The following is a 23,418-nucleotide window of genomic DNA, read 5'->3' on the forward strand; positions in this document are numbered from 1 at the left end:
CTAGAAACAGTACTCGCGCCAGTTTATTGAGAGTGGATATGATTGATTTTCGCAGTGATACGGTAACAAAACCCACAGATGCCATGCGTAAAGCCATGGCGAATGCCGAGGTTGGCGATGATGTTTATGGTGATGATCCCACGGTAAACCATTTACAAGATATGGCTGCTGACTTATATGGCTTTGATAGTGCTTTGTTTGTTAGTTCTGGTACTCAAGCTAATTTATTGGCCTTAATGGCACATTGTGAGCGAGGTGATGAGTACCTTTGTGGTCAACAGGCTCATAATTATAAATTTGAAGGTGGCGGGGCAGCAGTACTGGGCAGTATTCAACCGCAACCGTTAAACAATCAGCCAGACGGTTCAATTTTACTTGCAGATATTGAAGCTGCTATTAAGCCTAATGATATTCATTTTGCGCATACTCGTTTATTGAGCCTTGAAAATACCATTGGTGGTAAGGTGTTACCGCAGAAATACCTTGCTGATGCCCAAGCATTAGCCTTTAATCATAATTTAAAAATCCACTTAGATGGCGCGCGCGTAGCGAATGCTGCAGTGGCACAAAATATACCCATTAGTGAGATTACTCAGTATTTTGATTCGGTTTCAATTTGCTTATCAAAGGGCTTAGCTGCGCCAATAGGTTCAATATTGCTTGGGGATGAGCGCTTAATACAAAAAGCTATACGCTGGCGTAAAATGCTCGGTGGCGGTATGAGGCAAGCGGGTATTATTGCAGCAGCAGCCCAATTGGCTATTACCGAGCAAGTGGATAGGTTGGCAGAAGATCATGATAATGCCGCGCTTTTAGCACAGTTGTTATCTGAAATGCCTGAGTTTTCAGTGGATATCAATTTAGTTCAAACTAATATGGTGTTTGCATCTTTAGATAAGGCATATGATGTCAAGCATCTCGCTTTACTATTGGCGCAAAAGGGCATCATTATCAGTCCGTCATCGTCATTACGCTTGGTGACCCACAAAGATATTAGCCGGCAGGATATTTTGACTTTTATCACTACCTTGAAGCAAATAATTGTCCAGCTGAAAAATAAATAACCCAGATAAAACTGTCTTAGCTCAAATGTGGCCCCCATAAATGAGCGCTCAATCAGTTATTGATTGTCTTTAAAAGCACTTCTGCCAAGAGGTGCTTTTTTTTGGTGCAAGCAAGTACTGAGGTTGTAATATTATGGCGCAGTTAAGAGACCATATTTAAATCATGGTTTTATCATTTTTAATTATTTCAACAGCTTGAAGAGTTGGCTTTAAAGTTGCTACCTATAAAGTGGTATAGTAATTCAAGGAGCAATATTATGGAATATTTAGGCCGTCATATTGTAAAACCAGTAAATTTAAATGCAGAACAAAGTCTATGTTGTGGCCAGCTACTGATGTGGCTTAATCAAGAAGCGTCGATATTTGCCCGCTGTCAAATGCACAGTAAGCAGCTAATGGCTAAGTTAGTGTCAGAAATTAATTTTATGAGTCCCGCTAAAATGGGTGATGTGATTGAGTTTGGTATGGAAGCCATTAGCTTAGGGCAAAGTTCTATTACATTAAGATGTAAAGTGAGAAATAGCCTTAGCAATGCACCGATCGCTTATATCGATAAAATTGTGTTTGTGAACATTAATGAAAGAGGTTTACCGATCCCTCATGGCATTAGAGCGAATGCCGCCTAAGGGGATGGTTTAATCATTGCGAGTACCGGTAAAGGTAAGTGTTTAGCAAACTAGCCCCAATAGAGTCGTTCACTGGCGTTAACCTTGCCAGCTTTAATTGATCTAAAGCTGGCAAGGTTAATGTTTTATCTTTATCAGTTAGCGCTTAAGCGCCTAATTCCACTTTAGTGTAATTTAAGATGCGGATGAATAATGCGGCTGATCCCTTTTGCCAGCATCATTAAGGTGCCTTTCACCACACCGTGCAGCTCAATTAAGTGACGACGATAAAGTGAGGTGTAAACAAAACGGGCAATTTTACCCTCAACCAAAACCCCGCCACCCATAAATGACATTAGGTTACCGACAGTGTGGAACTTCGACAGGTTCACCAGCGAACCTAAATCTTTGTAAACGTATTCATTTTTAGGATCTTTGCCAGCAAGCATCAACATAATGTTATCAGCTGTCATTAATGCCATTTGTCTTGCTGACTGGCCTCGTGGAGGTACCCAGCTGCCATCAGCTTGTGGGCAAGCTGCACAATCGCCAATAGAGAAGATTGAGGGGTCTAGGGTGGTTTGCATATTTTGCTTCACCATCACTTGGTTAATATGATTACTTTCAAGACCACCAATATTATTTAAAAAGTTTGGTGCTTTAACACCTGTTGACCATATAACCATATCTGCAGGGATCAAGGTGTTATCTGTTGTCGATAAGCCTTCTGGTGTCACTTGTGTAATGCGGGTGTTTGTCATGACCTTCACTCCCAATTGCTTGAGTTCACGGGTCACTGAGTCAGAAATTTCTACTTTGCCGACTTTAGGTAAAATGCGCTCATCAGCTTCAATGAGGGAAACTTCCAGCAAACTGGTATCAATTTTATAGCCAAAGCCACTGAGTTGCTCTACCGCATGGTGCATTTCAGCCGACATTTCCACACCAGTCGCACCTGCACCTACCACAGCAATTTTAATTTTATCATCCAGTTGATGATGACTGGCATAGCGCATAAATTTATTTAATAACAGCTTACGAATTTGCATCGCTTGTTCAGTGTTATCTAAAAACAGGCTGTGCTCTTTGACGCCAGGAATATTAAAGTCATTGGCTACGCTGCCAATGGCAATCACTAAATAGTCATAAGGAATATGACGAGCGGGTAAGAGTTCATCCCCGTTTTCATCATTAATTGGCGCTAAAATAATATGTTTATCATCACGATTAATATCAATCATTGCACCTTGTTGAAAATGGTAACCATGTGCTGAGGCGTGGCCACGGTAGCTAATTGCATCAATGCCAATATCTAAGGCGCCAGTAGCCACTTCATGAAGCAGTGGTTTCCACACATGGCTTTCGGCACAATCCACGAGTGTGACTTTTGCTTTGGCTTTTCTACCAACTTTATGACCCAATTTAGTGGCGATTTCCATGCCACCTGCGCCGCCGCCAACGATGACGATATTCGGAACTGCTTGCATCTAAGATGCTCCTTTAGTGAAGTTAAAATAATTCGGTTATATTTTTATCGGTATGGCTTTAACGACAAGGAACAGAATCGACAAAATCTTATAAAAATTATGCGCTTTAGCGTTGCAAACTCACTTGTCATGTAAAGGTAGTCAGAGTAAAGCGAGTTAATTTATAAGATTAAAAAAGAATGCAGCATATCGAAGCGTAAAAGGCAGTCGTAAAGCGTGTTAAAAATTATGAGAAGCAGTTTATATAGTAAACAAAGCTGGGATGTCTTAATAAGAGTGTGGAACTGTGAACTGATGGTTAACTAGTTTGGAATAGTGTTAACTGGATCACGTATTGGCTTTGGTAATATTTGAGATTGTCACCGAAAAACATAACAGCGTTTTTCGGTGATTCAGTAATCCTTGGAAACGTTACTGAGCTTTAGCAAGACGCTTGTTATAGTCTTCGACTAAATGGGCAATGATTTTCTCTGGATCTGCATCTTGGCAGCAATCATCGAGGAAGATCTTAAAGGTGACCATAGCGTGGGCATCATTTAACAGGCGATTGCTTTGCATTGAGTAATAAGTGTTGTCGGTGTCCGACTTTCTAACGACAAACTTTCCGCTTTCAAATGATTTTGAACCGGGTGCATTGTGCCATTTGGTGATGCGGTTTAGTGCAATTTCTGAGGATTGGTTGATTTCTATGTGGTTTAACCAGCTAGCTGTTTTATCTTTTTCTTTATAGTGAGGACATCTTACTGTGTAGTTATACACATGAGTGATTGCAGTCATAGCTTACCTACTTATTTAAGAATGTAACTTCATCATAGACCCCTATTTTAAGGCAGGTCAATGGTTATTTTGAGAAGTTAGACGCGGTTAACAGTTATGTGTGTAAGTGTATTATTTATTAAATAAAAGTATCAGTTTGTAGTTAGAATACTTAAGTGTGACTATTATTTTTAGCGCTGTGGCTGGCGCTATTTCAATAGCTTAATGGCAATTTTATTGGCCTTAAGCTGTGTTTTAGTCAGGTTGTTCTCTAGTAGAGAATGCCAGCCATTGACAGGCTTTATTCGCGGATCAGCTTGAGCCGCGAATATATGAAACTTACGGTTGTAACCTATAGTGCGTTAGTGAATATTTCACAAATCTCACCATGGGTCGCTTGTTTTGGGTTAGTGAGGCCACAGGCATCTTTTAACGCATTATCAGCCAGTGTAGGGATGTCTTCTGGGTTAACTCCAAGTTCAGTTAAATTTGCTGGGATATTGACTGCAACAGACAAGGTTTTAATGGCTTCGATTGCAGCCGCTGCGCCTTGAGTATCATCTAATTGCGCCACATCTACACCCATTGCTTTAGCAATGTCTTTTAATTTACCAGGCACCACTTGCGCATTGTAAGCTTGTACATGCGGCAGTAATAGTGCATTACATACACCATGTGGTAAATCATAAAAGCCGCCAAGTTGATGGGCCATCGCATGAACATAACCTAAGCTAGCATTATTAAATGCCATTCCCGCTAAGAATTGCGCGTAAGCCATTTGCTCACGAGCATTGATATCATCACCTTGTTCAACCGCATTAACCAAGTTAGCTTTAATCAGCTCGATGGCTTTAATTGCACAAGCATCGGTAATTGGGTTCGCAGCTGTTGATACATAAGCTTCCACCGCATGAGTTAATGCATCCATACCGGTTGCGGCTGTTAACGCCGCAGGTTTTTCAACCATGAGTTCAGGGTCATTTACTGACAAAATAGGGGTGGTGTTTTTATCGACAATCGCCATTTTAATATGACGTGACTCATCAGTAATAATACAGAAACGGGTCATCTCACTGGCTGTGCCAGCCGTAGTGTTAATTGCGACTAGCGGCATTTGTGGTCTTGTTGAAACATCTAAGCCTTCGTAGTCTTTGATGCTACCACCATTGGTCGCCACTAAAGCGATACCTTTAGCGCAATCATGTGGAGAGCCGCCACCTAACGAAATAACAAAATCACACTCGTTGGCATTAAGCATTGCTAAGCCTGCTTCAACATTTCCCATGGTTGGGTTAGGTTGTACGCCATCAAAGATAAATACTGCAATGCCATTGTCCATAAGCTTAGCCGCTACTTTATCAACTAAACCAATTTTTACTAACGGTGCATCAGTAACAATAAGTGCGCGCTTAAAGCCCAGTGTTTTGATGTCATTGATTGCTTCATTAACACTGTCTTGACCGAGAATATTTACGCTAGGAATGAAAAATTTAGTCGCCATGGGAAACCTCTTTAATGATTAAAATAATGAATACAGAATTCTTTAATGTCATTAAATTACCAATCATATTGACTATAATTTGTGACTTATTTCATACATTTAAACTTGTTCATGTTGTTTCTGTGGTTTTAATCGTAATTAGCGGAGCTAGCTCTGATTTTGCTAGTGAAGTGTAATCTTGATTGTACTTTTGGTTTTATTTGCGCTGTAAACCAATAAAAAGCCCGCAACGATAATTGTTGCGGGCGTTAATAATAAAGCGCTATACATTAGTCACATACAAATTTTTTGCTAGGTTATCATTGTGGGCAGCTGGTTTCTTCAACGCTGTTGATGACGATATCTGTTACAGGTACGCTATTACTATTAATCGATACCATGTTAATTTGATCGACCACTTCAGCCATACCGTCATACACTTGACCAAAAACCGCATAACCACGTTGGCCACTGGAATAATCTAATTGAGGATTATCGAGGGCGTTGATATAAAACTGTGATGTGGCTGAATCTGCCACTGTGGTGCGCGCCATCGCTATGGTGCCACGTGCGTTAGTTAGGCCGACATTGTCTTCTAATGTGATAGCTTCAAAGCCAGGCTTGCTCACTAATCCTGTGGTAAAGCCACCGCCTTGTGAAACAAATTGATAGACAACGCGGTGAAATAGTGTGCCATCATAAAACTGCTCATCGACATAGCGTTTAAAATTCGCTCCAGTAATGGGTGTATTAGTGGTATCGATGGCTAAGCTGATGTCGCCCATTGTTGTCGACATAACATAGCAAATATCGGCAACTAGCTCAGTAGGTTCGACAGGTGGTGTAGTCTCAGGAGTTTCTGGAACTTGAGAGTCAGAGTCTGAGCCACCACAAGCGCTAAGGGTTAATGCAAATAATAACGGGTATAGCAGTTTCATCACAGGCCTATTAGTTGTTTTATTATTGTGAGGTCTATGTTGCTAAAATGTGCCAATTAAATCAATAAATAAAACCATAAGATACAAAGTGTTACCTAAAGGCCGAAATAACATATCTTAGCGTGTTATAAAACAGAGCTAACTTATATGTACTTGGCTGATTTTACAGGTTAATGCATTGCATTAAGCCTAAGTGCCTTTATTTAGCTGTGGTTTTTATTTCGCTAATATTAACCTAAGTCGCTACAATAGCGCCTTTAACAGTAGTTTTCAGAGAACAATATGACTTTTGATTCATTAGGCTTGTCACAACCGATTTTGGATGCGGTTAACACATGTGGTTATAGCGATATGACCCCCGTACAACAAATTGTGATCCCATTAGCTATTGAAGGTAAGGATATATTAGCCAGCGCACAAACTGGTACCGGTAAAACTGCTGCATTTGCTTTACCTTTATTAACTCGTCTTGAGCTTGAAATAGCCGAACAAGAGAGCAAAACAGCTTGGCAACGTTTACGGGTACTGATCATGACCCCAACTCGCGAGCTGGCGATTCAAATCGAACAAAATCTGGTTAACTATGCCCAGTTTTTACCCTTTGAGAGCCTCGCGGTTTATGGCGGTTCGAATATCAACCCGCAACGAAAAGCCCTCGCTAAAGGTGTCGACATTTTGGTAGCAACTCCTGGGCGATTATTCGATATTATTGGTCAGCATGACCTTGATTTATCCTTTGTGACCCATTTAGTTATCGATGAAGCCGATCGCATGTTGGACTTAGGTTTTGTTAAAGATATCGAAAAAGTGAAGCGGATGATCAATCGTCAACATCAAACCATGATGTTTTCAGCGACCTATTCTAATGATGTCAAAAGCTTAGCGGCAAAAATGCTCAAAAATGCCGAGTATGTGCATATATCGAATCAAAAACCTGCTGAAACGGTAACCCAATCGGTATATCAAGTAGATAAACGCCGTAAAGCAGAGTTACTGTCAGAGCTGATTGGCCGTAATAACTGGCAACAGGTGATGGTATTTACCAGCCTAAAAGAAACGGCTGAGCACTTACTTAAAGAGTTTAAGTTAGATGGTATTAAAGCTGCCGTATTTCATGGTGACAAAACTCAAGGCGCTCGCAACCGTGCTTTAGAAGAGTTTAAGACGGGTAAGCTGCGCGTCATGATAGCGACCGATCTCGCCGCAAGGGGTCTAGATATTGAAGCTTTACCATTAGTGATTAATTTTGAATTACCCCCAGAGCCTGAAGATTATGTTCACCGTATTGGCCGTACGGGCCGCGCAGGCTTAACCGGTCAGGCCATTTCATTGGTCGCACAAAATGAAATGGAGCTGTTAGAAGACATTGAAGCACTCATTAGCACCTCAATACCTGTGGTAGTGTTACCCGGTTATGAACTTGGCGCGCCATTACCGGCTCGATATAGAGAAGTCGATGCTGAAAAACCTAAAAAGCTGTTTAAACATAAACGCCAAGGTGGCAACCGAAATCGCGGCGGCGCAGCTAAAAGTGGCCCTGCTGGTAAAGGTAGTCGTGCTGATGGGAACGCTAAGCCGACTAGACAAGGCAAGTACGCTAAAAAATAATAATCACAATGCTTATTATTTACATGGGTTTAATTTAGTTATTTAGTGGAATTTATCAGGTGATCCGTAAACGCATTAATACTAACCTCATTACCGGCTTTTTAGGGGCAGGTAAAACCAGCTTAATTGTGTCGTTACTGGCAATCAAACCCAAGGGTGAAATTTGGGCTGTGCTAGTTAATGAGTTTGGCGAAGTGGGTATTGATGCGAGCCTGATAACTGGCTGCAACTCATCCGAACAAGTGGTCATAAAAGAAGTTGCTGGTGGCTGCTTATGTTGCGCTGCAGGCGTACCGATGCAAGTGGCGATTAATCAAATTATTCAAAAAGCTAAGCCAGATAGATTGTTAATTGAACCAACTGGACTTGGCCATCCTGCTGAAATACTCAAGGTACTGACCAATGAGTTTAATCAGCAAGTATTGCAGTTAAATCAAACCTTATGTGTGGTTGATGCGCGCAAGCTCAAAGACACTCGCTACACTGAAAATAGTAACTTTAATCAGCAAATAGACATTGCAGAAGTGATTTACGCCAGCAAGGCCGATTTATATCAGCAAGATGATTTTGCCTCTTTGTCAGCTTACTTAGCTAATGATAAAAAACTGTGTATTGCCTCTAACACAGCTGATGTGCTTAATCATGTTTATTGGGCGTTGATAAAGCCGCGAGCCATTAGTCTCAGCAGTTCAAGCACTCAAGCATCTTATTTAGCCAAGTCAGTGACCAAGCCTAGCCAATCACTGTTTGACTCAAATGCTGCTGTGGTTGATGATGAGTTCAATGGCCAAGGTTTTATAACCAAGTTAAATCAAGCGCAAGGAGCGCATAGTATTGGCTGGATTTTTAGCGCCGAGCATTGTTTTGACTTTGATAAGTTAGTTGCCTGGTGTGACGGCTTACTTAATGAGGTGCTACGCATAAAAGCGGTAATGATCACAGAAGAAGGCATTGGCGCTTTTAATGCTGTCGATGGCAGGCTGTCGATTAACGAGCTTGATGAAGCCATGGACTCAAGATTAGAGATAATTAGCTTAAACCCGTTATCAGAGGCATTATTAACAGAGCAAATCCTCAATTGCTTGAGTGACATGGCTTAGACGGGCTAGATCACAGTGGTTGTTGTTAAATTTTTTCCTAAAACAACTGCTACTAAAGTAACAACAGTTACTAAAGCATCAGTTATTTTCAACCACTGCAGCTAACATTAGCCCTTAAAACAGTTTGCTGCCCCAGCCCAATTTAGCGCGCAAAACATCAAAGTAATTGTGGCCTTTAGGGTGGATCATTCTTAAATGATTATTGCTACGGCGAATAAAAATTTCATCCCCAGGCAACACAGCTAAATCAACGTGACCATCACAGCTGACTTCTAAGTTCTCGCCGTTATCCGGTGATACCACTAATTTTATGGTGCTACATGCATCCACCACAATAGGGCGAGACGATAGTGTATGAGGGAACATAGGCACTAAAATTAATGCTTGCAGGTTAGGGGTTAAAATTGAGCCGCCAGCAGACAATGCATAAGCTGTTGAGCCCGTTGGGGTTGATACAATCATGCCATCGGCGCGTTGGCTATACATGAATTGCTCATCAATATAGACCTCAAACTGGATCATGTGCGCCACTTTACCCGGATGCAATACCGCTTCGTTAACCGCAGAGTTACTGGCTTTTAAAATCCCATGACGATGCACTTCAGCCTCTAGCAAAAAGCGGTTCTCTGTATCGTATTCGCCTTCAAGTACCTTAGAAAGTGATTCTTCAAAGTTATCGGGTGGTAAATCCGTTAAAAAACCAAGGTTGCCACGGTTAACCCCAATAACCCCAATGTCAAAGCGAGACAATACCCGCGCGGCGCCGAGCATATTACCGTCACCACCGACGACAATAGCGAGATCGCAGCGCTCACCTAATTCAGTTAAATCAACAGATTCCACTTCAACTTTTAACTCAGAAGCCACTCGCTCTTCGGCTAATATGTCGAAGCCTTGCATGGAAAGCCAATGATGCAAACGCTTTAAAGTGCGATTGGTACCTTGATGATGTGGCTTGCCAATGAGGCCGATTGTTTGAAACTTTTTAGTCATATTAGTATTTGATTTGCACAAAGGCTTGAAACGAAGAAAATGATCCCCATAATATGCCCATAGTAATCAGAAACAAAGCATTTTTAGCTGGAGTGAAAATGAGCAACGAGTCAAACAAAGTAGATCAAGAGATCATTGATGCAGAAGTCGTCAATGAAACGGAAACTGAAGTCGCAGCAGAAGAGGCCACCGAAGTTGATGCGTTAACTCAAGCTAACCTTAAAATTGAAGCATTAGAGCAACAACTTGCTGAAACTCAAGCAGCCTTAGCTGAGCGTAAAGATGTTGAAATTCGCGCCGCTGCTGAAACGGCAAACATCCGCGCTCGTGCAGCAAAAGATGTTGAAAAAGCCCGTGCCTTCGCATTAGAAAAGTTCGTGAATGAGCTTTTGCCTGTATTAGATAATATGGAACGTGCACTTGCTGGTGTTGATGCTGAAGATGAAGCAACTAAAGCGATTGCTGAAGGTGTTGAATTGACCATGAAAGGGTTAATGGCAGCAGTTGAGAAAAATGGCGTAGTGCTTGTTAATCCATTAGGTGAAGCATTTAATCCAAATCATCATCAAGCTATCGGTATGCAGCCAAGTGCAGAATACCCTAAAGATACCGTGATGCTAGTTATGCAAAAAGGTTACATCTTAAAAGACCGTGTACTTCGCCCTGCGATGGTTATGGTGTCTCAAGGTGGCGCAAGTGTTGATACACAAGCGTAATGCATAACAATTGAAAACTGACTTCTTGGTTTGCCAATCAATAAGCAAAGCATTGGCAAAGCAATAGTTAGTAATCAAGCGTTAGTAATAAAGAGTTAATAAAAAGGACTGCCAATGCAGTCCTTTTTTGTGATTTTTATTAGCGCCAATCAAATTGGCTTAACTCCCTGAGGCGGTTAACTTAAATAGTCTTGGATTTGGGCTAAAACACCCGCACCATCTAATTTAAGCTCTTGGATGATTTCATCCGGTCCACCATGCTTGATAAATTCATCAGGTAAGCCAATTTGCAGCACAGGCTTTAAGATTTTCATTTGATGCAGCGCTTCAATGACGCCGCTACCCGCACCGCCCATAATGGCATTTTCTTCAACGGTGACAATCAAGTCATGACTATGAGCAAGCTCAGCGAGCAGGGTTAAATCTAATGGCTTAACAAAGCGCATATCGGCAACGGTGGCATCGAGCGTCTCAGCGGCTTCAAGCGCTGCAGCAAGAGTAGTACCAAAGTTAACAATGGCTACACGTTGCGTCTGCTGTTGGCTTTGACGTTTAACCAAGCCTTTACCAATCGCAATAGGAGTCATTTCTTCAGTTGGTTCAATACCTGTCGCACAACCACGAGGGTAGCGAACCGCCGTTGGGCCATCTTTATAGCGATAACCGGTATAGAGCATTTGGCGACATTCATCTTCATCAGATGGTGCCATAACGACCATATTGGGAACACAACGCAGGAAGCTTAAATCAAAAGCACCTTGGTGAGTTGGGCCATCAGCGCCAACAATACCACCGCGATCGATAGCAAATAACACAGGTAAGCGCTGTAGAGCTACATCGTGAATTAACTGATCGTAACCACGCTGCAAGAAAGTTGAATAGATAGCGACAACAGCTGAGTAGCCTTCACACGCAAAACCAGCACCTAAGGTGACCGCGTGTTGCTCAGCAATCGCGGCATCAAAATACTGGTTTGGAAAACGCTGTGAAAACTCAACCATGCCCGAGCCTTCACGCATGGCTGGTGTAATGGCGAGTAACTTGTCATCTTTTTCAGCAACATCACATAACCACTTACCGAAAATTTGCGAAAATGTCGGTGAACTTGGTTTTGTTTTCGGCTTTCTAAATTGAGTGTGGTCAAATTTAGGTACTGCATGCCAACCGATAGGGTCTTTTTCAGCAGGCTCATATCCACGACCTTTTTTAGTCATGATATGCAGGATTTGCGGGCCCTTTAAATCGCGCATATTACGCAGGGTTTCAACTAATGAATCAACATCATGACCATCAATCGGGCCAATATAGTTAAAACCTAGTTCTTCAAATAAGGTTCCAGGTACGACCATACCTTTAAGGTGTTCTTCAGTACGCTTTGCCATTTCTTTAATGACAGGCATACCTTTGAGCACTTTTTTGCTGCTTTCACGAATGGTGGTGTAGAAGCGGCCTGACATTAGTTGGGCTAAATGGTTATTCAGTGCGCCGACATTTTCTGAGATAGACATTTCATTGTCATTTAACACCACTAACATGTCATTGTGCAGATCGCCTGCATGGTTCATGGCCTCAAACACCATACCGCCGGTCATCGCACCATCACCGATAACGGCCACGACTTTACGATTTTTCTGCTCTTTTTCTGCAGCCACAGCCATGGCTAATGCTGCACTAACAGAGGTACCAGAATGCCCGACACTAAAGGTGTCGTACTCACTTTCTTCACGCCATGGGAAAGGGTGTAAACCGTTCTTTTGACGAATGGTATGCATTCTGTCACGACGACCAGTGAGAATTTTATGGGGGTAAGCTTGGTGGCCTACATCCCATACTACGCGGTCAAAAGGCGTATTATAGACATAATGAAGTGCTACTGTTAATTCAACAGTACCAAGGCCTGAAGCAAAATGGCCACTTGAGTTACTGACTGATTTAAGCAAAAACTGTCTTAATTCATCGGATAACTGTGGCAGCATGCCTTGCGGCAGCTTTTTCAAATCGTCAGGGGTATTAGCTTGAGCTAATACCGGAAATTGAGAATTATCGAAACTCATATGGCGGTAAACTGTCTCTTTATATTCTTCGCGCAATGATATAGCGGGCGAAGTCTGCAATTAACTGGCTATTGTAGGTCAATTTTGCCAGCGCTGATAGTGCATCGTTAATTAGTTGCTCGGCGCATTCATTTGCACCCTTAAGCCCTAATAATTTAGGAAATGTGCTTTTATTGGACTCTTGATCACTGCCTTGGGGTTTACCTAATTCTTCAGTGCTGGCAATGATGTCTAAAATGTCATCTTGTACTTGAAAGGCTAAGCCAATATTGGCGGCAAAGTCTCTGATAATTTGTTGGTCTAGGCTTGATGCTGATGCCGCGATTAAGGCAAGTTCTGCAGCGCAGCTAATTAAGGCACCGGTTTTTTTATTATGTAACAGGGTTAGCTGCTCAAGGTCTATACGCTTATTGGTGGCGCCTAGATCAATAGCTTGTCCGCCGCACATACCACTATAACCCGATGCTTTAGCTAAAGCGGTTACCATAGCAAGTTGCTGAGAGGCGCTAATGCTCTCATTAGGCTCGCAAATAAGTTCAAAGGCTAAGGTTTGCAGGGCATCGCCTGCAAGGATAGCGCTGGCTTCATCAAAAGCAATATGCACCGTTGGCTGGCCGCGGCGCAGGGCATCATCGTCCATGGCAGGTAAATCATCATGGATTAATGAGTAGGCATGAATACATTCGATAGCGGCTGCGGCGTTATCAAGCTGCTTTAAATCAGCACCTAACATTTCACCAATGCTATAAACCATAAAAGGTCGAATGCGTTTGCCGCCCAATAAGGCGCCGTGGGTCATTGCGGCTTTTAATATAGGGGCAGCGTCATCAAGCTGGGCAAGTTTAGTTGCTAAAACTTGGTTCACGCGTTGTTGGTATTGTTCAATTGACTGGGCTAACACACTTATTCGCCTTCAACGGTAAATGGGCTGAGGTTGGTATCGTCTTCATTTAATAAGATGGAAACTTTTTGTTGAGCCTGTTCTAGCTTAGATTGGCTCTGGCGCACTAGCTTAATGCCGCGCTCAAATTGTTTAAGGGCATTATCTAAAGTGACTTCACCTTGCTCAAGATCTGCAACAATGTTTTCAAGCTCCGATAAGGATTCTTCAAAACTTAGATTCTCAGGTTTTTTTGCCACAATTCTTATTCCTTCTATTATGCGGGGACAAGGTATATCAGGCCGCGCTAAGGGTCAAATTCAGTCGTTGTTTATTTGCTCAATAGCACGCTTTGTGACTGAATATTTATATAATTCATAAAATATTCCTAAACTTGGGCTAAGTTTGACCGATATAGATAATGAATACCAGTGTCAAGCGGTCGCTTTAAGCGAAGTTTGAAATCCATGGTAGTAATAATGGTAGTCGTAATAGCATTTTTTGATGCTTTTTTGATAAACCAGCCAATTAATCGATGAAAGTGTCACTGTATGAGTTTTTTTTGTTCGTTTGAACATTTGTCCCAATAGCTCAGAGTGTTACATTGGTATTCATAGAAGTAAGGCAGCATTATTAAGACTGCGCTCAAGGAGAAATTGTGGATTTAGCAACCCTAATAGGTTTAATAGGCGCCTTCGCTTTTATTATTGGTTCTATGGTGAACAGTGGTGGGATTTCGATTTTTATTGATGCGCCATCGGTGATGATTGTGCTTATTGGTTCTCTTTTCGTTGTGATGATGAAATATAATCTTAAGCAATTTTTAGGCGCGGTAAAAATTGGCGCTAAAGCTTTCATGTTTAAAATTGATAAGCCTGAGGAGTTAATTGACCAATCAGTGAATATGGCTGATGCAGCCCGTAAAGGGGGCTTTTTAGCATTAGAAGAAGCGCAGATCGGTAACAGTTTTATGCAAAAAGCGGTCGACATGTTAGTGGATGGCCATGATGGTGATGTGGTGCGTGAAGCCTTAGAAAAAGATATTGCCCTGACCGAGGAAAGGCATAAAACCGGCATTGGCATTTTTAAATCCTTAGGTGATGTGGCCCCAGCCATGGGCATGATTGGTACCTTGATTGGTTTAGTGGCCATGCTATCGAATATGGATGACCCTAAATCAATTGGCCCGGCAATGGCGGTGGCATTATTAACCACGCTTTATGGCGCGATTATCGCCAATATGGTGGCGCTCCCGATTGCTGATAAATTGCAATTACGTATGAGTGAAGAGTTACTTAACCGCAATTTGATTATGGATGCGGTCTTGGCGATTCAAGATGGTCAGAACCCACGTGTTATCGAAGGTTTCCTGAAAAATTATCTAGGTGAAAAACAACGTCAAATCGATACCACGGACGGAGAGTAGCTCATGGCTAAAAAAGCCAAGTGTGATTGTCCACCACCCGGCGCGCCGTTATGGCTAGCCACCTTTGCTGATCTTATGTCGTTATTGATGTGCTTTTTTGTTTTGCTGCTGGCGTTCTCTGAAATGGACGTGATGAAGTTTAAGCAAATTGCCGGTTCGATGAAGTATGCCTTCGGGGTGCAAAATAAAGTTGAAGTTAAAGATATTCCTAAAGGCACCTCGGTGATTGCGTTAGAGTTTCGGCCGGGAAAACCGGACCCTACCCCTATTGAAATTATCAATCAGCAAACCAATGAGATGACAGAGCAAACCATTGAGTATCAAGCAGGCGACGATGCCAGTGCGGGCGGCGTGCAAAAACAGCAAGGGGATAATCGCGGCGGTAATGCTCAAGCGACGGCCCAGCAACAAGCACAGGCTCAGCAAGCCCAAGCGAAGTCTGAGCAAGAAAATATTAACGACCAAGTGAAAAAAATGGCCGAAAAACTCAATGAGGAAATTGTTGATGGCGCCATCGAAATTGAATCGTTAGGGCAACAGATTATTATCCGGATCCGCGAAAAAGGCTCTTTTGCATCGGGTTCAGGCTTTTTACAGCCAAGATTTAAACCTGTTATTCGCTCAATTGGTGACTTATTAAAAGATGTTCCCGGCATTATTACAGTATCAGGTCATACCGATGGCATGCACATTAGCAATGAGCTTTACAGTTCTAATTGGGACTTATCCAGTAAACGCGCAGTCTCAGTAGCCCATGAACTGGCTAAAGTGACAGGCTTTGATGACAGCAGAATGCGGGTGGTGGGTATGGCATCTAATGCGCCATTAGTGGCTAACGACTCTGCTAAAAACCGTAGCCGTAATCGCCGAGTTGAAATTGCTATTGAACAAGGCAAGGCGAAAGAGTCTGCTGAGATAGAAGTACTCGCGCCACAATCACAGCAGCCATAGAAACGCGCTCTTTATATAAGATGAGATTAGCCGCTTAGTCCTTAAGCGGCTTTTTATCGGCTTTAAATAGCGCTGTATAGCCAGTAATCGCAACGCCGTTTCACTGACGCTGTGTTGCAGTATTGCTTAGACTGCTAATTTTATTTAGATTTAATGACAGCCTTAGCACCTAAGCTCAAAGATTGTGTGTAATAAAATTTATTGTGTTTGGTATATAGACAGTTTTTGCTATAATCCCGCCTTTGTTGGCTGGTTAATTTCCAGCCATTATTATTTTTGACTTTTATGAGTTAATTTTGCGCTGAATATCAACGCAATCCGTAGTCGTAAAAGTGAACATCCAAATCAGTTGCCGCGGAAATCCAATGAAGTTTATTGTAAAGCTATACCCAGAAATCATGATGAAAAGTAAAACTGTTCGTATGCGTTTTACTAAAATTCTTGAGACCAACATTCGAAATGTACTTAAAAAAGTTGATGACGAAGTAAAAGTACAACGTCAATGGGATCGCATTATGATCCACGTCAACAGCGATGAACAAACGCGCATTAACGCCATTGCTGAGCGTTTAGAATGTATTCCTGGTATTGCTCATGTTGTTCAAGTTGATGAATACAGTTTTGAGTCAATGGATGATATCTACCAGCAAGTACTGCCAGTTTATAAAGAGCAATTGGCAGGTAAAACCTTCTGTGTTCGCGTTAAGCGTACTGGTAAGCATGACTTTAATTCAATTGAAGTTGAGCGTTACGTTGGTGGCGGTTTAAACCAGCACACAGATGCTGTGGGTGTGAAATTAAAAAATCCAGATATGACGGTTAATTTAGAAATTGACCATGAAAAACTGTATATGGTTGTGCGCCGTATTCCCGGTTTAGGTGGTTTCCCAATGGCGACCCAAGAAGATGTATTATCGCTTATCTCAGGTGGATTTGATTCAGGTGTATCAAGCTATCAATTCATCAAAAAAGGTGCCCGCACTCACTATTGTTTCTTTAACTTAGGTGGCGCGCAGCATGAGATTGGTGTTAAGCAAGTGGCTTATCATTTGTGGCAGAAATATGGCGAGTCACACAAAGTGCGCTTTATGACTGTACCATTTGAGCCAGTGGTTGCTGAGATTCTAGAAAAAATTGATAACGGTCAAATGGGCGTTATTCTTAAGCGTATGATGATGCGCGCCGCCACTAAAATGGCTGAAAAGTACAACATCCAAGCTTTGGTTACAGGTGAGAGTTTAGGTCAAGTTTCAAGCCAAACTCTGACCAACTTAAACGTAATTGACCGCTGTACGGATTTATTGATTTTACGTCCATTAATCACCATGGATAAGCAAGACATTATCAATGAAAGTCGCCAAATTGGTACTGAAGATTTCGCTAAAGCGATTCCTGAATATTGTGGTGTGATTTCGCAAAAGCCAACCGTTAAGGCTGTACTGGCAAAAATTGAAGCTGAAGAGCTTAAATTCAGTGAAGACTTAATTGACCGTATTGTAGAAGATGCCGTGGTTATCGATATTAAGCAAATTGCTGAAAAAGTTGAAACCACAGTAAGTGAAACTGAAACCGTTGATGCAATTGAAGCTGGCAGTGTTGTGATTGATATCAGAGCACAAGATGAAGAAGAGCAAAACCCACTAAGCATTGATGGCACTGAAATCTTAAAAATTCCTTTCTTTAAATTAGCAACGCAATTTGCTGATTTAGATAAAAGTAAAACCTATTTACTCTACTGTGATCGCGGCGTAATGAGTAAATTACAAGCGTTATACCTGACTGAGCAAGGTCACAGCAACGTTAAAGTATACCGTCCTTAATGGCGTAAAAGGAGTATCGCTAGTCGATGCTCCTACTTAAGCTTTGCAGGCTGTGATGTGTATTTCATATTGAAACTGCGACAGTCATTTTAGCCCATAAAAAAACCGCATTACCATTTAAATGGTCAATGCGGTTTTTTTGTTACTGTTTTTACAGTAAATTAATCAGCAGTGCGCGTTTCAGCGGTAGTGATTGGCTGTTGAACTTCTTTGTCTGCAACTAAAGTGCTGTTAACATCAACCTGAACATTACTTTGCATTTCTGACATGCTTTGTTGAAGCTCTGCGTTTATTGAAGCTTGAAGGTCGCTGATATCAATGCCTTCTTCATTTGCGCTAGCTGTAAAAGCAAAACAAGAAAGTAAAGCTACTGTAGCTAATGATTTTAAATTGAACATAAAGGTCGCCTCCGGGCTGACTTAACACTGGCGGACACACCCTTACACTGCGTAGAAGTTGTCCAACTCACCATAAATCTGATGGTCATAATTTAACCGAACACAGTGTTCTTTACAAACGACAAAATGTAACGCTATTCATTAGAAAAACTAATTAAAAAACGAGAGATGGATCACTATGTCGCGAAGATTGCCACCTTTGAACGCGGTAAAAGCATTTGAAGCAGCAGCAAGGCACTTGAGCTTTACCCGTGCCGCTGAAGAGTTGTTTGTTACTCAGGCTGCTGTTAGTCATCAAATTAAAGCATTAGAAGATTTTCTAGGCCTAAAGCTGTTTCGCCGCAAAAATCGTTCGCTTTTATTGACCGAAGAAGGTCAAAGTTATTTCCTCGATATTAAAGATATTTTTATCCAATTAGGTGAATCAACCGACCGATTATTAGCCCGAAGCGCCATTGGTTCGTTAACGGTAAGTATGTCACCAAGTTTTGCAATTCAATGGCTTGTGCCGCGTTTGGCTAAGTTTAGTGAGCAAAATCCCGATATTGATGTACGCATTAAAGCTGTTGACAGCGAAACGGGCTCATTGACTGATGATGTAGATGTGGCCATCTATTATGGCCAAGGTAATTGGCCTGGCTTAAGAGCGGATAAATTGCGTAATGAAGTGCTCATTCCGGTGTGTTCACCGCTGTTACTTAATGGACCTAAACCATTAGAGAAACCCAGCGACTTAAAAAATCATACCTTACTGCACGATTCTAGCCGTCATGATTGGCAGGCATGGTTTAGGCAATGTGGAATTAGTGAAATTAATGTTAATTCTGGCCCCATCTTTAGTCATTCATCGTTAGTACTGCAAGCTGCCGCTCATGGCCAAGGTATTGCGCTGGGTTACAGCGTACTCGCAAGGCCGGATATAAAAGCAGGCCGCTTGGTGTGTCCGTTCTCAGAGGTGCTAGTCAGCAAAGATGCTTATTACTTAGTGTGTCAGCAAAATCATTCTGAATTAGGTAAAGTCGCTGCCTTTAGAGAGTGGATGGTAGATATGTTTGCTGAAGAGTCTCGCAGTGAATTACTGTCAGGCTAGGGCTAACTTACCCAAGCTTAACCACATAGCGTAGTAATTAATGCTGTTGTCACTAACAATCGAAGAAACTAATGATATGACCCCCCTAGGCCCAGCTGTAACAAACGATAGTTTAGAAATTGAATCAATCTTACAGGGCGACCCCAGTAAAACATTAGTGGTATTGGCCCATGGCGCTGGGGCTAATATGCACCATGAGTTTATGGTCGATATCGCCAATGGCTTGGTTGCTAAAGGTTATCAAGTATTGCGCTTTAACTTCTTATATATGCAAGCCAATATGCAAGATGGCAAAAGAAGGCCGCCAGATAGAGCGCCTAAACTGTTAATGCATTTTACTAGGCTACTTAATTCCATTGAACAAACCATTGAAGACAATGATCTTGTGGTCGAAAACATTGTGTTAATGGGGAAATCAATGGGTGGCAGAATGGCGGCGACATTGTTAACCGATGACGAACTTATCATTAATGATGAGCCGGTTGAGATCTCTGCTTCAGTTAACGCCTTAATTAAAGGCTGCATTTGCTTAGGTTATCCCTTTGTTCCATTAAAAGGCGGAGAGCCGAGACTTGAGCCGTTAAATAATGGCTTAAAACCATTAATGGTGGTGCAAGGTGAGCGGGATAAATTTGGCGGTATAAGCGAAATACCCCAGTGGGATATAAATAAACAAGTCAAAGTCAGCTGGATAACCGATGGCGATCATAGTTTTAAGCCACGTAAGTCGTCAGGAACCACATTAGAGGCTAATCTGAAGCACTGCTTAACCATATGTGATCAGTTTATTACTGATATTGTGGATTAATTTTCTATAAAGCGAGATATCAATGAGACAAGGTTTATTACTGTTAGCGGCAATCAGTGGTTTTTTAGCGGTTGCTTTAGGGGCTTTTGGTGCCCATGGGTTAAAAAGTATTGCCCCGCCTGAGTTGGTTGCGATTTTTAAACTCGGTGTCGATTATCACTTTTATCACACCTTTGCCATTATTGCCGTAGCGTTAAGTGGTCACTGGATAAGTTCAAAACTGCTGGATTGGGCAGGTTATTTATTCTTTGTGGGTATTTTATTATTTTCAGGTTCATTGTATTTATATGCCTTTACTGGCGCCAAATGGATTGGGCCAATTACCCCTATGGGCGGCGGTTGTATGCTGATTGGCTGGACATTGTTTGCCATTGGGATAGCAAAACATACTAAGCAGAAATAACTTAGCGTCACCTTTGGCAAATATTTCAAAGCAGCAGCTTGTTTATCAAATCTGCTGCTTTGTTGCTTTTATCGGTTTGCCTTTTCTATTTAACACAGCGGCATAATTTTTGAGTATAATGCCCCCATTATTTTGTCCTTCGACCATACTGTGAAGCAGTTATGGTTATAGAAGCTTAAGGCTTATCATGAAAAACCTCTTTATATTTTGCCGCGCAGGCTATGAGAAAGATTGTGCTGCAGAAATTCAACAGCGTGCAGCTGAATTAAATATTGGTGGCTTTGTTAAAACCAATACCAATGATGCTTATGTGATTTACCAATGCTTTGAAGAAAACGGCGGTGAGCAACTGGCAAAGCAAATTGAGTTAAATTCATTAGTGTTTGCAAGACAAATGTTTGCTGCTGGTGAGTTGATAAAAGGTTTGCCTGAAAAAGACAGAGTATCACCGATTGTGGCTGCTTTAAGTGAAGTGTCAAAAGCGGGAGAATTACGAGTTGAAACTCCAGATACCAATGAAGCTAAAGAACTGTCAGGTTTTTGCCGCAAATTTACTGTGCCTTTACGCCAAGGCCTGAAAAAGTCTGGCGCATTATTAGCTCAAGAAAATGACCGCAGACCTATCATTCATGTGTGCTTTGTAGCGCCGGGTACGGCTTATGTCGGCTATTCATTATCAAACAATAGCTCACCTTATTTTATGGGCATTCCCCGTCTTAAAATGGCTGCCGATGCTCCGAGTCGTTCAAGCTTGAAATTAGATGAGGCTTTTGGGCAATTCTTGACAAAGGAAGAGCAAGAAGACCGCTGCCGCTCAGGGCTTCATTCTGTGGATTTAGGCGCTTGTCCTGGTGGCTGGACTTATCAGCTAGTACGTCGTGGCATGTTTGTCGCCGCAGTTGATAATGGTCCTATGGATCAGAAGTTAATGGACACTGGACAGGTTAAACATTATCGCGCCGATGGTTTTCGTTTCGAACCACCAAGAAAAAACATTTATTGGTTAGTGTGTGACATGGTAGAAAAACCGTCACGTGTTGCTGAGCTCGTTGAAGCTTGGGCGATTAATGGCTGGTTTAAAGAAGCCATTTTTAACCTTAAATTACCAATGAAAAGTCGTTATAAAGAAGTCAGACAGATTTTAGATACTATGGCTGAAATTTTAAAAGAAAACGACATCACAGATTTTAAATTACAGTGTAAGCACCTTTATCATGATCGTGATGAAGTGACAGTTCACTTATGGGTTAAACCTAATACTGCTTGGGCGTTTAACTAAGCTATTTAGCTGGAAATTTAAACAAGCATTAAAAAGCCCTTAGTGAATATCACTAAGGGCTTTTTTATTATCCTTTAATTAAAACTAGAGTTATTAGCGCTGCAATAACTCAGCTAAAAGGGTAATAAAGCTTATCCTAAACGATCAACAACAGCTTGAGTGAAGTCAGTTGTACCATGAGTACCACCAAGATCGCGGGTTGTGCGGTCGCCTTCTTCAATCACAGCAGATACTGCAGAGCGGATCATTTCCGCTTTGTCAGCCATGCCTAAATACTCCAGCATTTGTATAGAGGCTAGAATCACGGATGTAGGATTTGCAAGATTTTTGCCTGCAATATCAGGTGCGCTACCATGAACCGCTTCGAAAATTGCCGCATCTTTACCGATGTTTGCGCCAGGCGCCATACCTAAGCCGCCAACAAGACCTGCACATAAGTCAGATAGAATGTCACCGAATAAGTTAGTTGTTACCAATACATCAAAGTTTTCTGGATTCATGACCAACTTCATACACGTTGCATCCACAATCATTTCTTCTGTTTCGATATCTGGGTAACGCTGGCTCACTTCACGCGCCACTTTCAAGAATAAACCTGAAGTTGACTTCATGATGTTGGCTTTATGAACGATAGTCACTTTTTTACGGTTTTCTTTACGTGCTAGCTCATAAGCAAAAGTGGTAATTTGCTCTGCACCTTGACGAGTAATGATACTGGTCGCTTCAGCAGTAGCGCCATCGTCAGATACTTTTTGGCCTAAGCCTGAATACATACCTTCAGTGTTTTCACGTACTGTGATGATATCAATGTTGTCATAACGTGCTTGAGTACCTTTAAAAGAAAGTACAGGGCGCACGTTAGCATATAAGCTGAATTTTTTACGTAGGCTTACATTGATAGAGGTAAAACCTTCACCGACAGGTGTGGTTAATGGCCCTTTAAGGGTAATACGGTTTTTTTCGATAAGGTCTAAGGTACGCTGAGGTACTAATTCACCTTGCTTTTCTAATGCGGCTAAACCGGCGTCTGCAAACTCATATTCAAAGTCGCAACCAGCCTTGTCGAGAATTTTTAAAGCCGAATCGATAATGCTTGGTCCAATCCCATCACCTGGGATTACGGTTATAGTACGTTTTGGCATGGATAGTCCTTCCACTTAGTGGTTACTGCATTTTCTTGTTATTGTTTACAACACCTTAACAAGACTACTTACTCACGGTTTTGTTGCGGCGCATTTTAACGAATTTAGATTTTTTTTTACAGTTTTTAGTGAGTTTAATCACATATTTTTTTAAATAATTAAGCTAATCCTCAGGTGATTGCTTTAAGATATTCACAACCATGTAATTGAAAGGCTTATTTCGCGTCATAAATCAGCTTTAGTTGTTAATAAAAGGTTGGTTGTAAAGTTATTTCGCGTGCATAGCATAAGCAGGTGACAGATTTTAAATAGACGACTTTGGTCTACTAACTACAGTCTACTAGCTTTGGGCCTACTAACAATCTAAGGGGCTGCAAAAATAACTTGGCACAGTTTAGTCTGAAAGGTCATTAATTAAAT

Annotated in this window: 22 protein-coding genes; 12 read left to right on the forward strand and 10 right to left on the reverse strand. The window is 41.7% G+C overall.

Annotation, left to right across the window (positions count from 1 at the left end):
• Positions 1 to 38 precede the first annotated feature (38 nt).
• A complete protein-coding gene (gene ltaE, locus Q4546_RS08330; protein ID WP_303446084.1) occupies positions 39 to 1,064 on the forward strand; it encodes a low-specificity L-threonine aldolase in 1,026 nt (341 codons plus the stop codon).
• Between the two features lie 257 nt (positions 1,065 to 1,321).
• A complete protein-coding gene (locus Q4546_RS08335) occupies positions 1,322 to 1,690 on the forward strand; it encodes a hotdog domain-containing protein (RefSeq protein ID WP_076540291.1) in 369 nt (122 codons plus the stop codon).
• Between the two features lie 164 nt (positions 1,691 to 1,854).
• Here the strand turns inward: Q4546_RS08335 and Q4546_RS08340 are convergent, their stop codons facing one another.
• The 4 genes from Q4546_RS08340 to Q4546_RS08355 form a co-directional block, all read right to left on the reverse strand.
• Positions 1,855 to 3,156: an NAD(P)/FAD-dependent oxidoreductase gene (locus tag Q4546_RS08340; protein ID WP_102439514.1), complete on the reverse strand. Its 1,302-nt coding sequence runs from the start codon at positions 3,154 to 3,156 to the stop codon at positions 1,855 to 1,857.
• Between the two features lie 411 nt (positions 3,157 to 3,567).
• On the reverse strand, positions 3,568 to 3,933 hold the full coding sequence (locus Q4546_RS08345) for a cytoplasmic protein (RefSeq protein WP_102439515.1): 366 nt from the start codon (positions 3,931 to 3,933) through the stop codon (positions 3,568 to 3,570).
• 331 nt (positions 3,934 to 4,264) lie between these two features.
• Positions 4,265 to 5,413: an L-threonine dehydrogenase gene (gene yiaY, locus Q4546_RS08350; RefSeq protein WP_102439516.1), complete on the reverse strand. Its 1,149-nt coding sequence runs from the start codon at positions 5,411 to 5,413 to the stop codon at positions 4,265 to 4,267.
• A 299-nt stretch (positions 5,414 to 5,712) separates the two neighbouring features.
• Entirely contained in the window at positions 5,713 to 6,330 is a 618-nt protein-coding gene (locus Q4546_RS08355; RefSeq protein ID WP_102439517.1) for a peptidylprolyl isomerase, read from the reverse strand.
• Positions 6,331 to 6,612: 282 nt separating this feature from the next.
• On the opposite strand from Q4546_RS08355, the gene Q4546_RS08360 reads away from it, so the two are divergent.
• Positions 6,613 to 7,938: a DEAD/DEAH box helicase gene (locus Q4546_RS08360; RefSeq protein ID WP_102439518.1), complete on the forward strand. Its 1,326-nt coding sequence runs from the start codon at positions 6,613 to 6,615 to the stop codon at positions 7,936 to 7,938.
• Positions 7,939 to 7,997: 59 nt separating this feature from the next.
• On the forward strand, positions 7,998 to 9,038 hold the full coding sequence (locus Q4546_RS08365) for a GTP-binding protein (protein ID WP_102530937.1): 1,041 nt from the start codon (positions 7,998 to 8,000) through the stop codon (positions 9,036 to 9,038).
• Positions 9,039 to 9,152: 114 nt separating this feature from the next.
• Here the strand turns inward: Q4546_RS08365 and nadK are convergent, their stop codons facing one another.
• A complete protein-coding gene (gene nadK / locus Q4546_RS08370; RefSeq protein ID WP_102439520.1) occupies positions 9,153 to 10,031 on the reverse strand; it encodes an NAD(+) kinase in 879 nt (292 codons plus the stop codon).
• A gap of 98 nt (positions 10,032 to 10,129) precedes the next feature.
• On the opposite strand from nadK, the gene grpE reads away from it, so the two are divergent.
• Positions 10,130 to 10,747, forward strand: coding sequence for a nucleotide exchange factor GrpE (gene grpE, locus Q4546_RS08375; RefSeq protein WP_076540307.1), 618 nt, complete (start codon positions 10,130 to 10,132; stop codon positions 10,745 to 10,747).
• A gap of 176 nt (positions 10,748 to 10,923) precedes the next feature.
• Here the strand turns inward: grpE and dxs are convergent, their stop codons facing one another.
• From dxs to xseB, 3 genes are read right to left on the reverse strand one after another with little or no spacing between them, the layout of a single operon-like run.
• Positions 10,924 to 12,801: a 1-deoxy-D-xylulose-5-phosphate synthase gene (gene dxs / locus Q4546_RS08380; protein WP_303446085.1), complete on the reverse strand. Its 1,878-nt coding sequence runs from the start codon at positions 12,799 to 12,801 to the stop codon at positions 10,924 to 10,926.
• A 19-nt stretch (positions 12,802 to 12,820) separates the two neighbouring features.
• Entirely contained in the window at positions 12,821 to 13,702 is an 882-nt protein-coding gene (gene ispA, locus Q4546_RS08385; protein WP_102439522.1) for a (2E,6E)-farnesyl diphosphate synthase, read from the reverse strand.
• A gap of 2 nt (positions 13,703 to 13,704) precedes the next feature.
• Positions 13,705 to 13,941 carry an exodeoxyribonuclease VII small subunit gene (xseB, locus tag Q4546_RS08390; protein WP_076540313.1) on the reverse strand — a complete coding sequence of 79 codons (237 nt, stop codon included), beginning with the start codon at positions 13,939 to 13,941 and terminating at the stop codon, positions 13,705 to 13,707.
• Between the two features lie 398 nt (positions 13,942 to 14,339).
• Here xseB and pomA point away from each other — a divergent pair, with 398 nt between their 5' ends.
• The 3 genes from pomA (at position 14,340) to thiI (ending at position 17,878) form a co-directional block, all read left to right on the forward strand.
• Positions 14,340 to 15,107, forward strand: a complete 768-nt coding sequence (gene pomA, locus Q4546_RS08395; protein ID WP_102439523.1) for a flagellar motor protein PomA — start codon at positions 14,340 to 14,342, stop codon at positions 15,105 to 15,107.
• Positions 15,108 to 15,110: 3 nt separating this feature from the next.
• Complete coding sequence (locus Q4546_RS08400) at positions 15,111 to 16,058, forward strand: flagellar motor protein MotB (protein WP_303413552.1); 948 nt, start codon at positions 15,111 to 15,113, stop codon at positions 16,056 to 16,058.
• 365 nt (positions 16,059 to 16,423) lie between these two features.
• Positions 16,424 to 17,878: a tRNA uracil 4-sulfurtransferase ThiI gene (gene thiI / locus Q4546_RS08405; RefSeq protein WP_102439525.1), complete on the forward strand. Its 1,455-nt coding sequence runs from the start codon at positions 16,424 to 16,426 to the stop codon at positions 17,876 to 17,878.
• Between the two features lie 161 nt (positions 17,879 to 18,039).
• Here thiI and Q4546_RS08410 read toward each other — a convergent pair whose 3' ends face one another.
• Entirely contained in the window at positions 18,040 to 18,276 is a 237-nt protein-coding gene (locus tag Q4546_RS08410) for a hypothetical protein (RefSeq protein WP_102475388.1), read from the reverse strand.
• Between the two features lie 178 nt (positions 18,277 to 18,454).
• On the opposite strand from Q4546_RS08410, the gene Q4546_RS08415 reads away from it, so the two are divergent.
• From Q4546_RS08415 to rlmM, 4 genes are all read left to right on the forward strand, one after another.
• The gene (locus tag Q4546_RS08415; RefSeq protein ID WP_076540323.1) at positions 18,455 to 19,366 is read left to right on the forward strand and encodes a transcriptional regulator GcvA; all 912 of its coding nucleotides are present in this window, start codon (positions 18,455 to 18,457) and stop codon (positions 19,364 to 19,366) included.
• Positions 19,367 to 19,442: 76 nt separating this feature from the next.
• Positions 19,443 to 20,174 carry an alpha/beta family hydrolase gene (locus tag Q4546_RS08420; protein ID WP_303446086.1) on the forward strand — a complete coding sequence of 244 codons (732 nt, stop codon included), beginning with the start codon at positions 19,443 to 19,445 and terminating at the stop codon, positions 20,172 to 20,174.
• Positions 20,175 to 20,196: 22 nt separating this feature from the next.
• Positions 20,197 to 20,577: a DUF423 domain-containing protein gene (locus Q4546_RS08425; protein ID WP_102439527.1), complete on the forward strand. Its 381-nt coding sequence runs from the start codon at positions 20,197 to 20,199 to the stop codon at positions 20,575 to 20,577.
• A gap of 187 nt (positions 20,578 to 20,764) precedes the next feature.
• Positions 20,765 to 21,856, forward strand: coding sequence for a 23S rRNA (cytidine(2498)-2'-O)-methyltransferase RlmM (rlmM, locus tag Q4546_RS08430; protein ID WP_303446087.1), 1,092 nt, complete (start codon positions 20,765 to 20,767; stop codon positions 21,854 to 21,856).
• 131 nt (positions 21,857 to 21,987) lie between these two features.
• On the opposite strand, the gene Q4546_RS08435 is transcribed toward rlmM, so the two are convergent.
• Positions 21,988 to 22,998: an isocitrate dehydrogenase gene (locus tag Q4546_RS08435; RefSeq protein WP_102439529.1), complete on the reverse strand. Its 1,011-nt coding sequence runs from the start codon at positions 22,996 to 22,998 to the stop codon at positions 21,988 to 21,990.
• Positions 22,999 to 23,418 lie beyond the last annotated feature (420 nt).

It is taken from the genome of Shewanella sp. 4_MG-2023 (assembly GCF_030548015.1).
Classification (GTDB): Bacteria; Pseudomonadota; Gammaproteobacteria; order Enterobacterales; family Shewanellaceae; genus Shewanella.

Excerpts from the sequence above, each read along its gene's own strand:
- dxs (WP_303446085.1), bottom strand. The coding sequence starts at position 12,801 with ATGAGTTTCGATAATTCTCAATTTCCGGTATTAGCTCAAGCTAATACC.
- Q4546_RS08335 (WP_076540291.1), top strand. The coding sequence starts at position 1,322 with ATGGAATATTTAGGCCGTCATATTGTAAAACCAGTAAATTTAAATGCA.
- yiaY (WP_102439516.1), bottom strand. The coding sequence starts at position 5,413 with ATGGCGACTAAATTTTTCATTCCTAGCGTAAATATTCTCGGTCAAGAC.
- thiI (WP_102439525.1), top strand. The coding sequence starts at position 16,424 with ATGAAGTTTATTGTAAAGCTATACCCAGAAATCATGATGAAAAGTAAA.
- grpE (WP_076540307.1), top strand. The coding sequence starts at position 10,130 with ATGAGCAACGAGTCAAACAAAGTAGATCAAGAGATCATTGATGCAGAA.
- Q4546_RS08355 (WP_102439517.1), bottom strand. The coding sequence starts at position 6,330 with ATGAAACTGCTATACCCGTTATTATTTGCATTAACCCTTAGCGCTTGT.
- Q4546_RS08340 (WP_102439514.1), bottom strand. The coding sequence starts at position 3,156 with ATGCAAGCAGTTCCGAATATCGTCATCGTTGGCGGCGGCGCAGGTGGC.
- Q4546_RS08415 (WP_076540323.1), top strand. The coding sequence starts at position 18,455 with ATGTCGCGAAGATTGCCACCTTTGAACGCGGTAAAAGCATTTGAAGCA.
- Q4546_RS08360 (WP_102439518.1), top strand. The coding sequence starts at position 6,613 with ATGACTTTTGATTCATTAGGCTTGTCACAACCGATTTTGGATGCGGTT.
- rlmM (WP_303446087.1), top strand. The coding sequence starts at position 20,765 with ATGAAAAACCTCTTTATATTTTGCCGCGCAGGCTATGAGAAAGATTGT.
- Q4546_RS08400 (WP_303413552.1), top strand. The coding sequence starts at position 15,111 with ATGGCTAAAAAAGCCAAGTGTGATTGTCCACCACCCGGCGCGCCGTTA.
- Q4546_RS08345 (WP_102439515.1), bottom strand. The coding sequence starts at position 3,933 with ATGACTGCAATCACTCATGTGTATAACTACACAGTAAGATGTCCTCAC.
- Q4546_RS08425 (WP_102439527.1), top strand. The coding sequence starts at position 20,197 with ATGAGACAAGGTTTATTACTGTTAGCGGCAATCAGTGGTTTTTTAGCG.
- Q4546_RS08435 (WP_102439529.1), bottom strand. The coding sequence starts at position 22,998 with ATGCCAAAACGTACTATAACCGTAATCCCAGGTGATGGGATTGGACCA.
- nadK (WP_102439520.1), bottom strand. The coding sequence starts at position 10,031 with ATGACTAAAAAGTTTCAAACAATCGGCCTCATTGGCAAGCCACATCAT.
- ltaE (WP_303446084.1), top strand. The coding sequence starts at position 39 with ATGATTGATTTTCGCAGTGATACGGTAACAAAACCCACAGATGCCATG.
- Q4546_RS08410 (WP_102475388.1), bottom strand. The coding sequence starts at position 18,276 with ATGTTCAATTTAAAATCATTAGCTACAGTAGCTTTACTTTCTTGTTTT.
- Q4546_RS08420 (WP_303446086.1), top strand. The coding sequence starts at position 19,443 with ATGACCCCCCTAGGCCCAGCTGTAACAAACGATAGTTTAGAAATTGAA.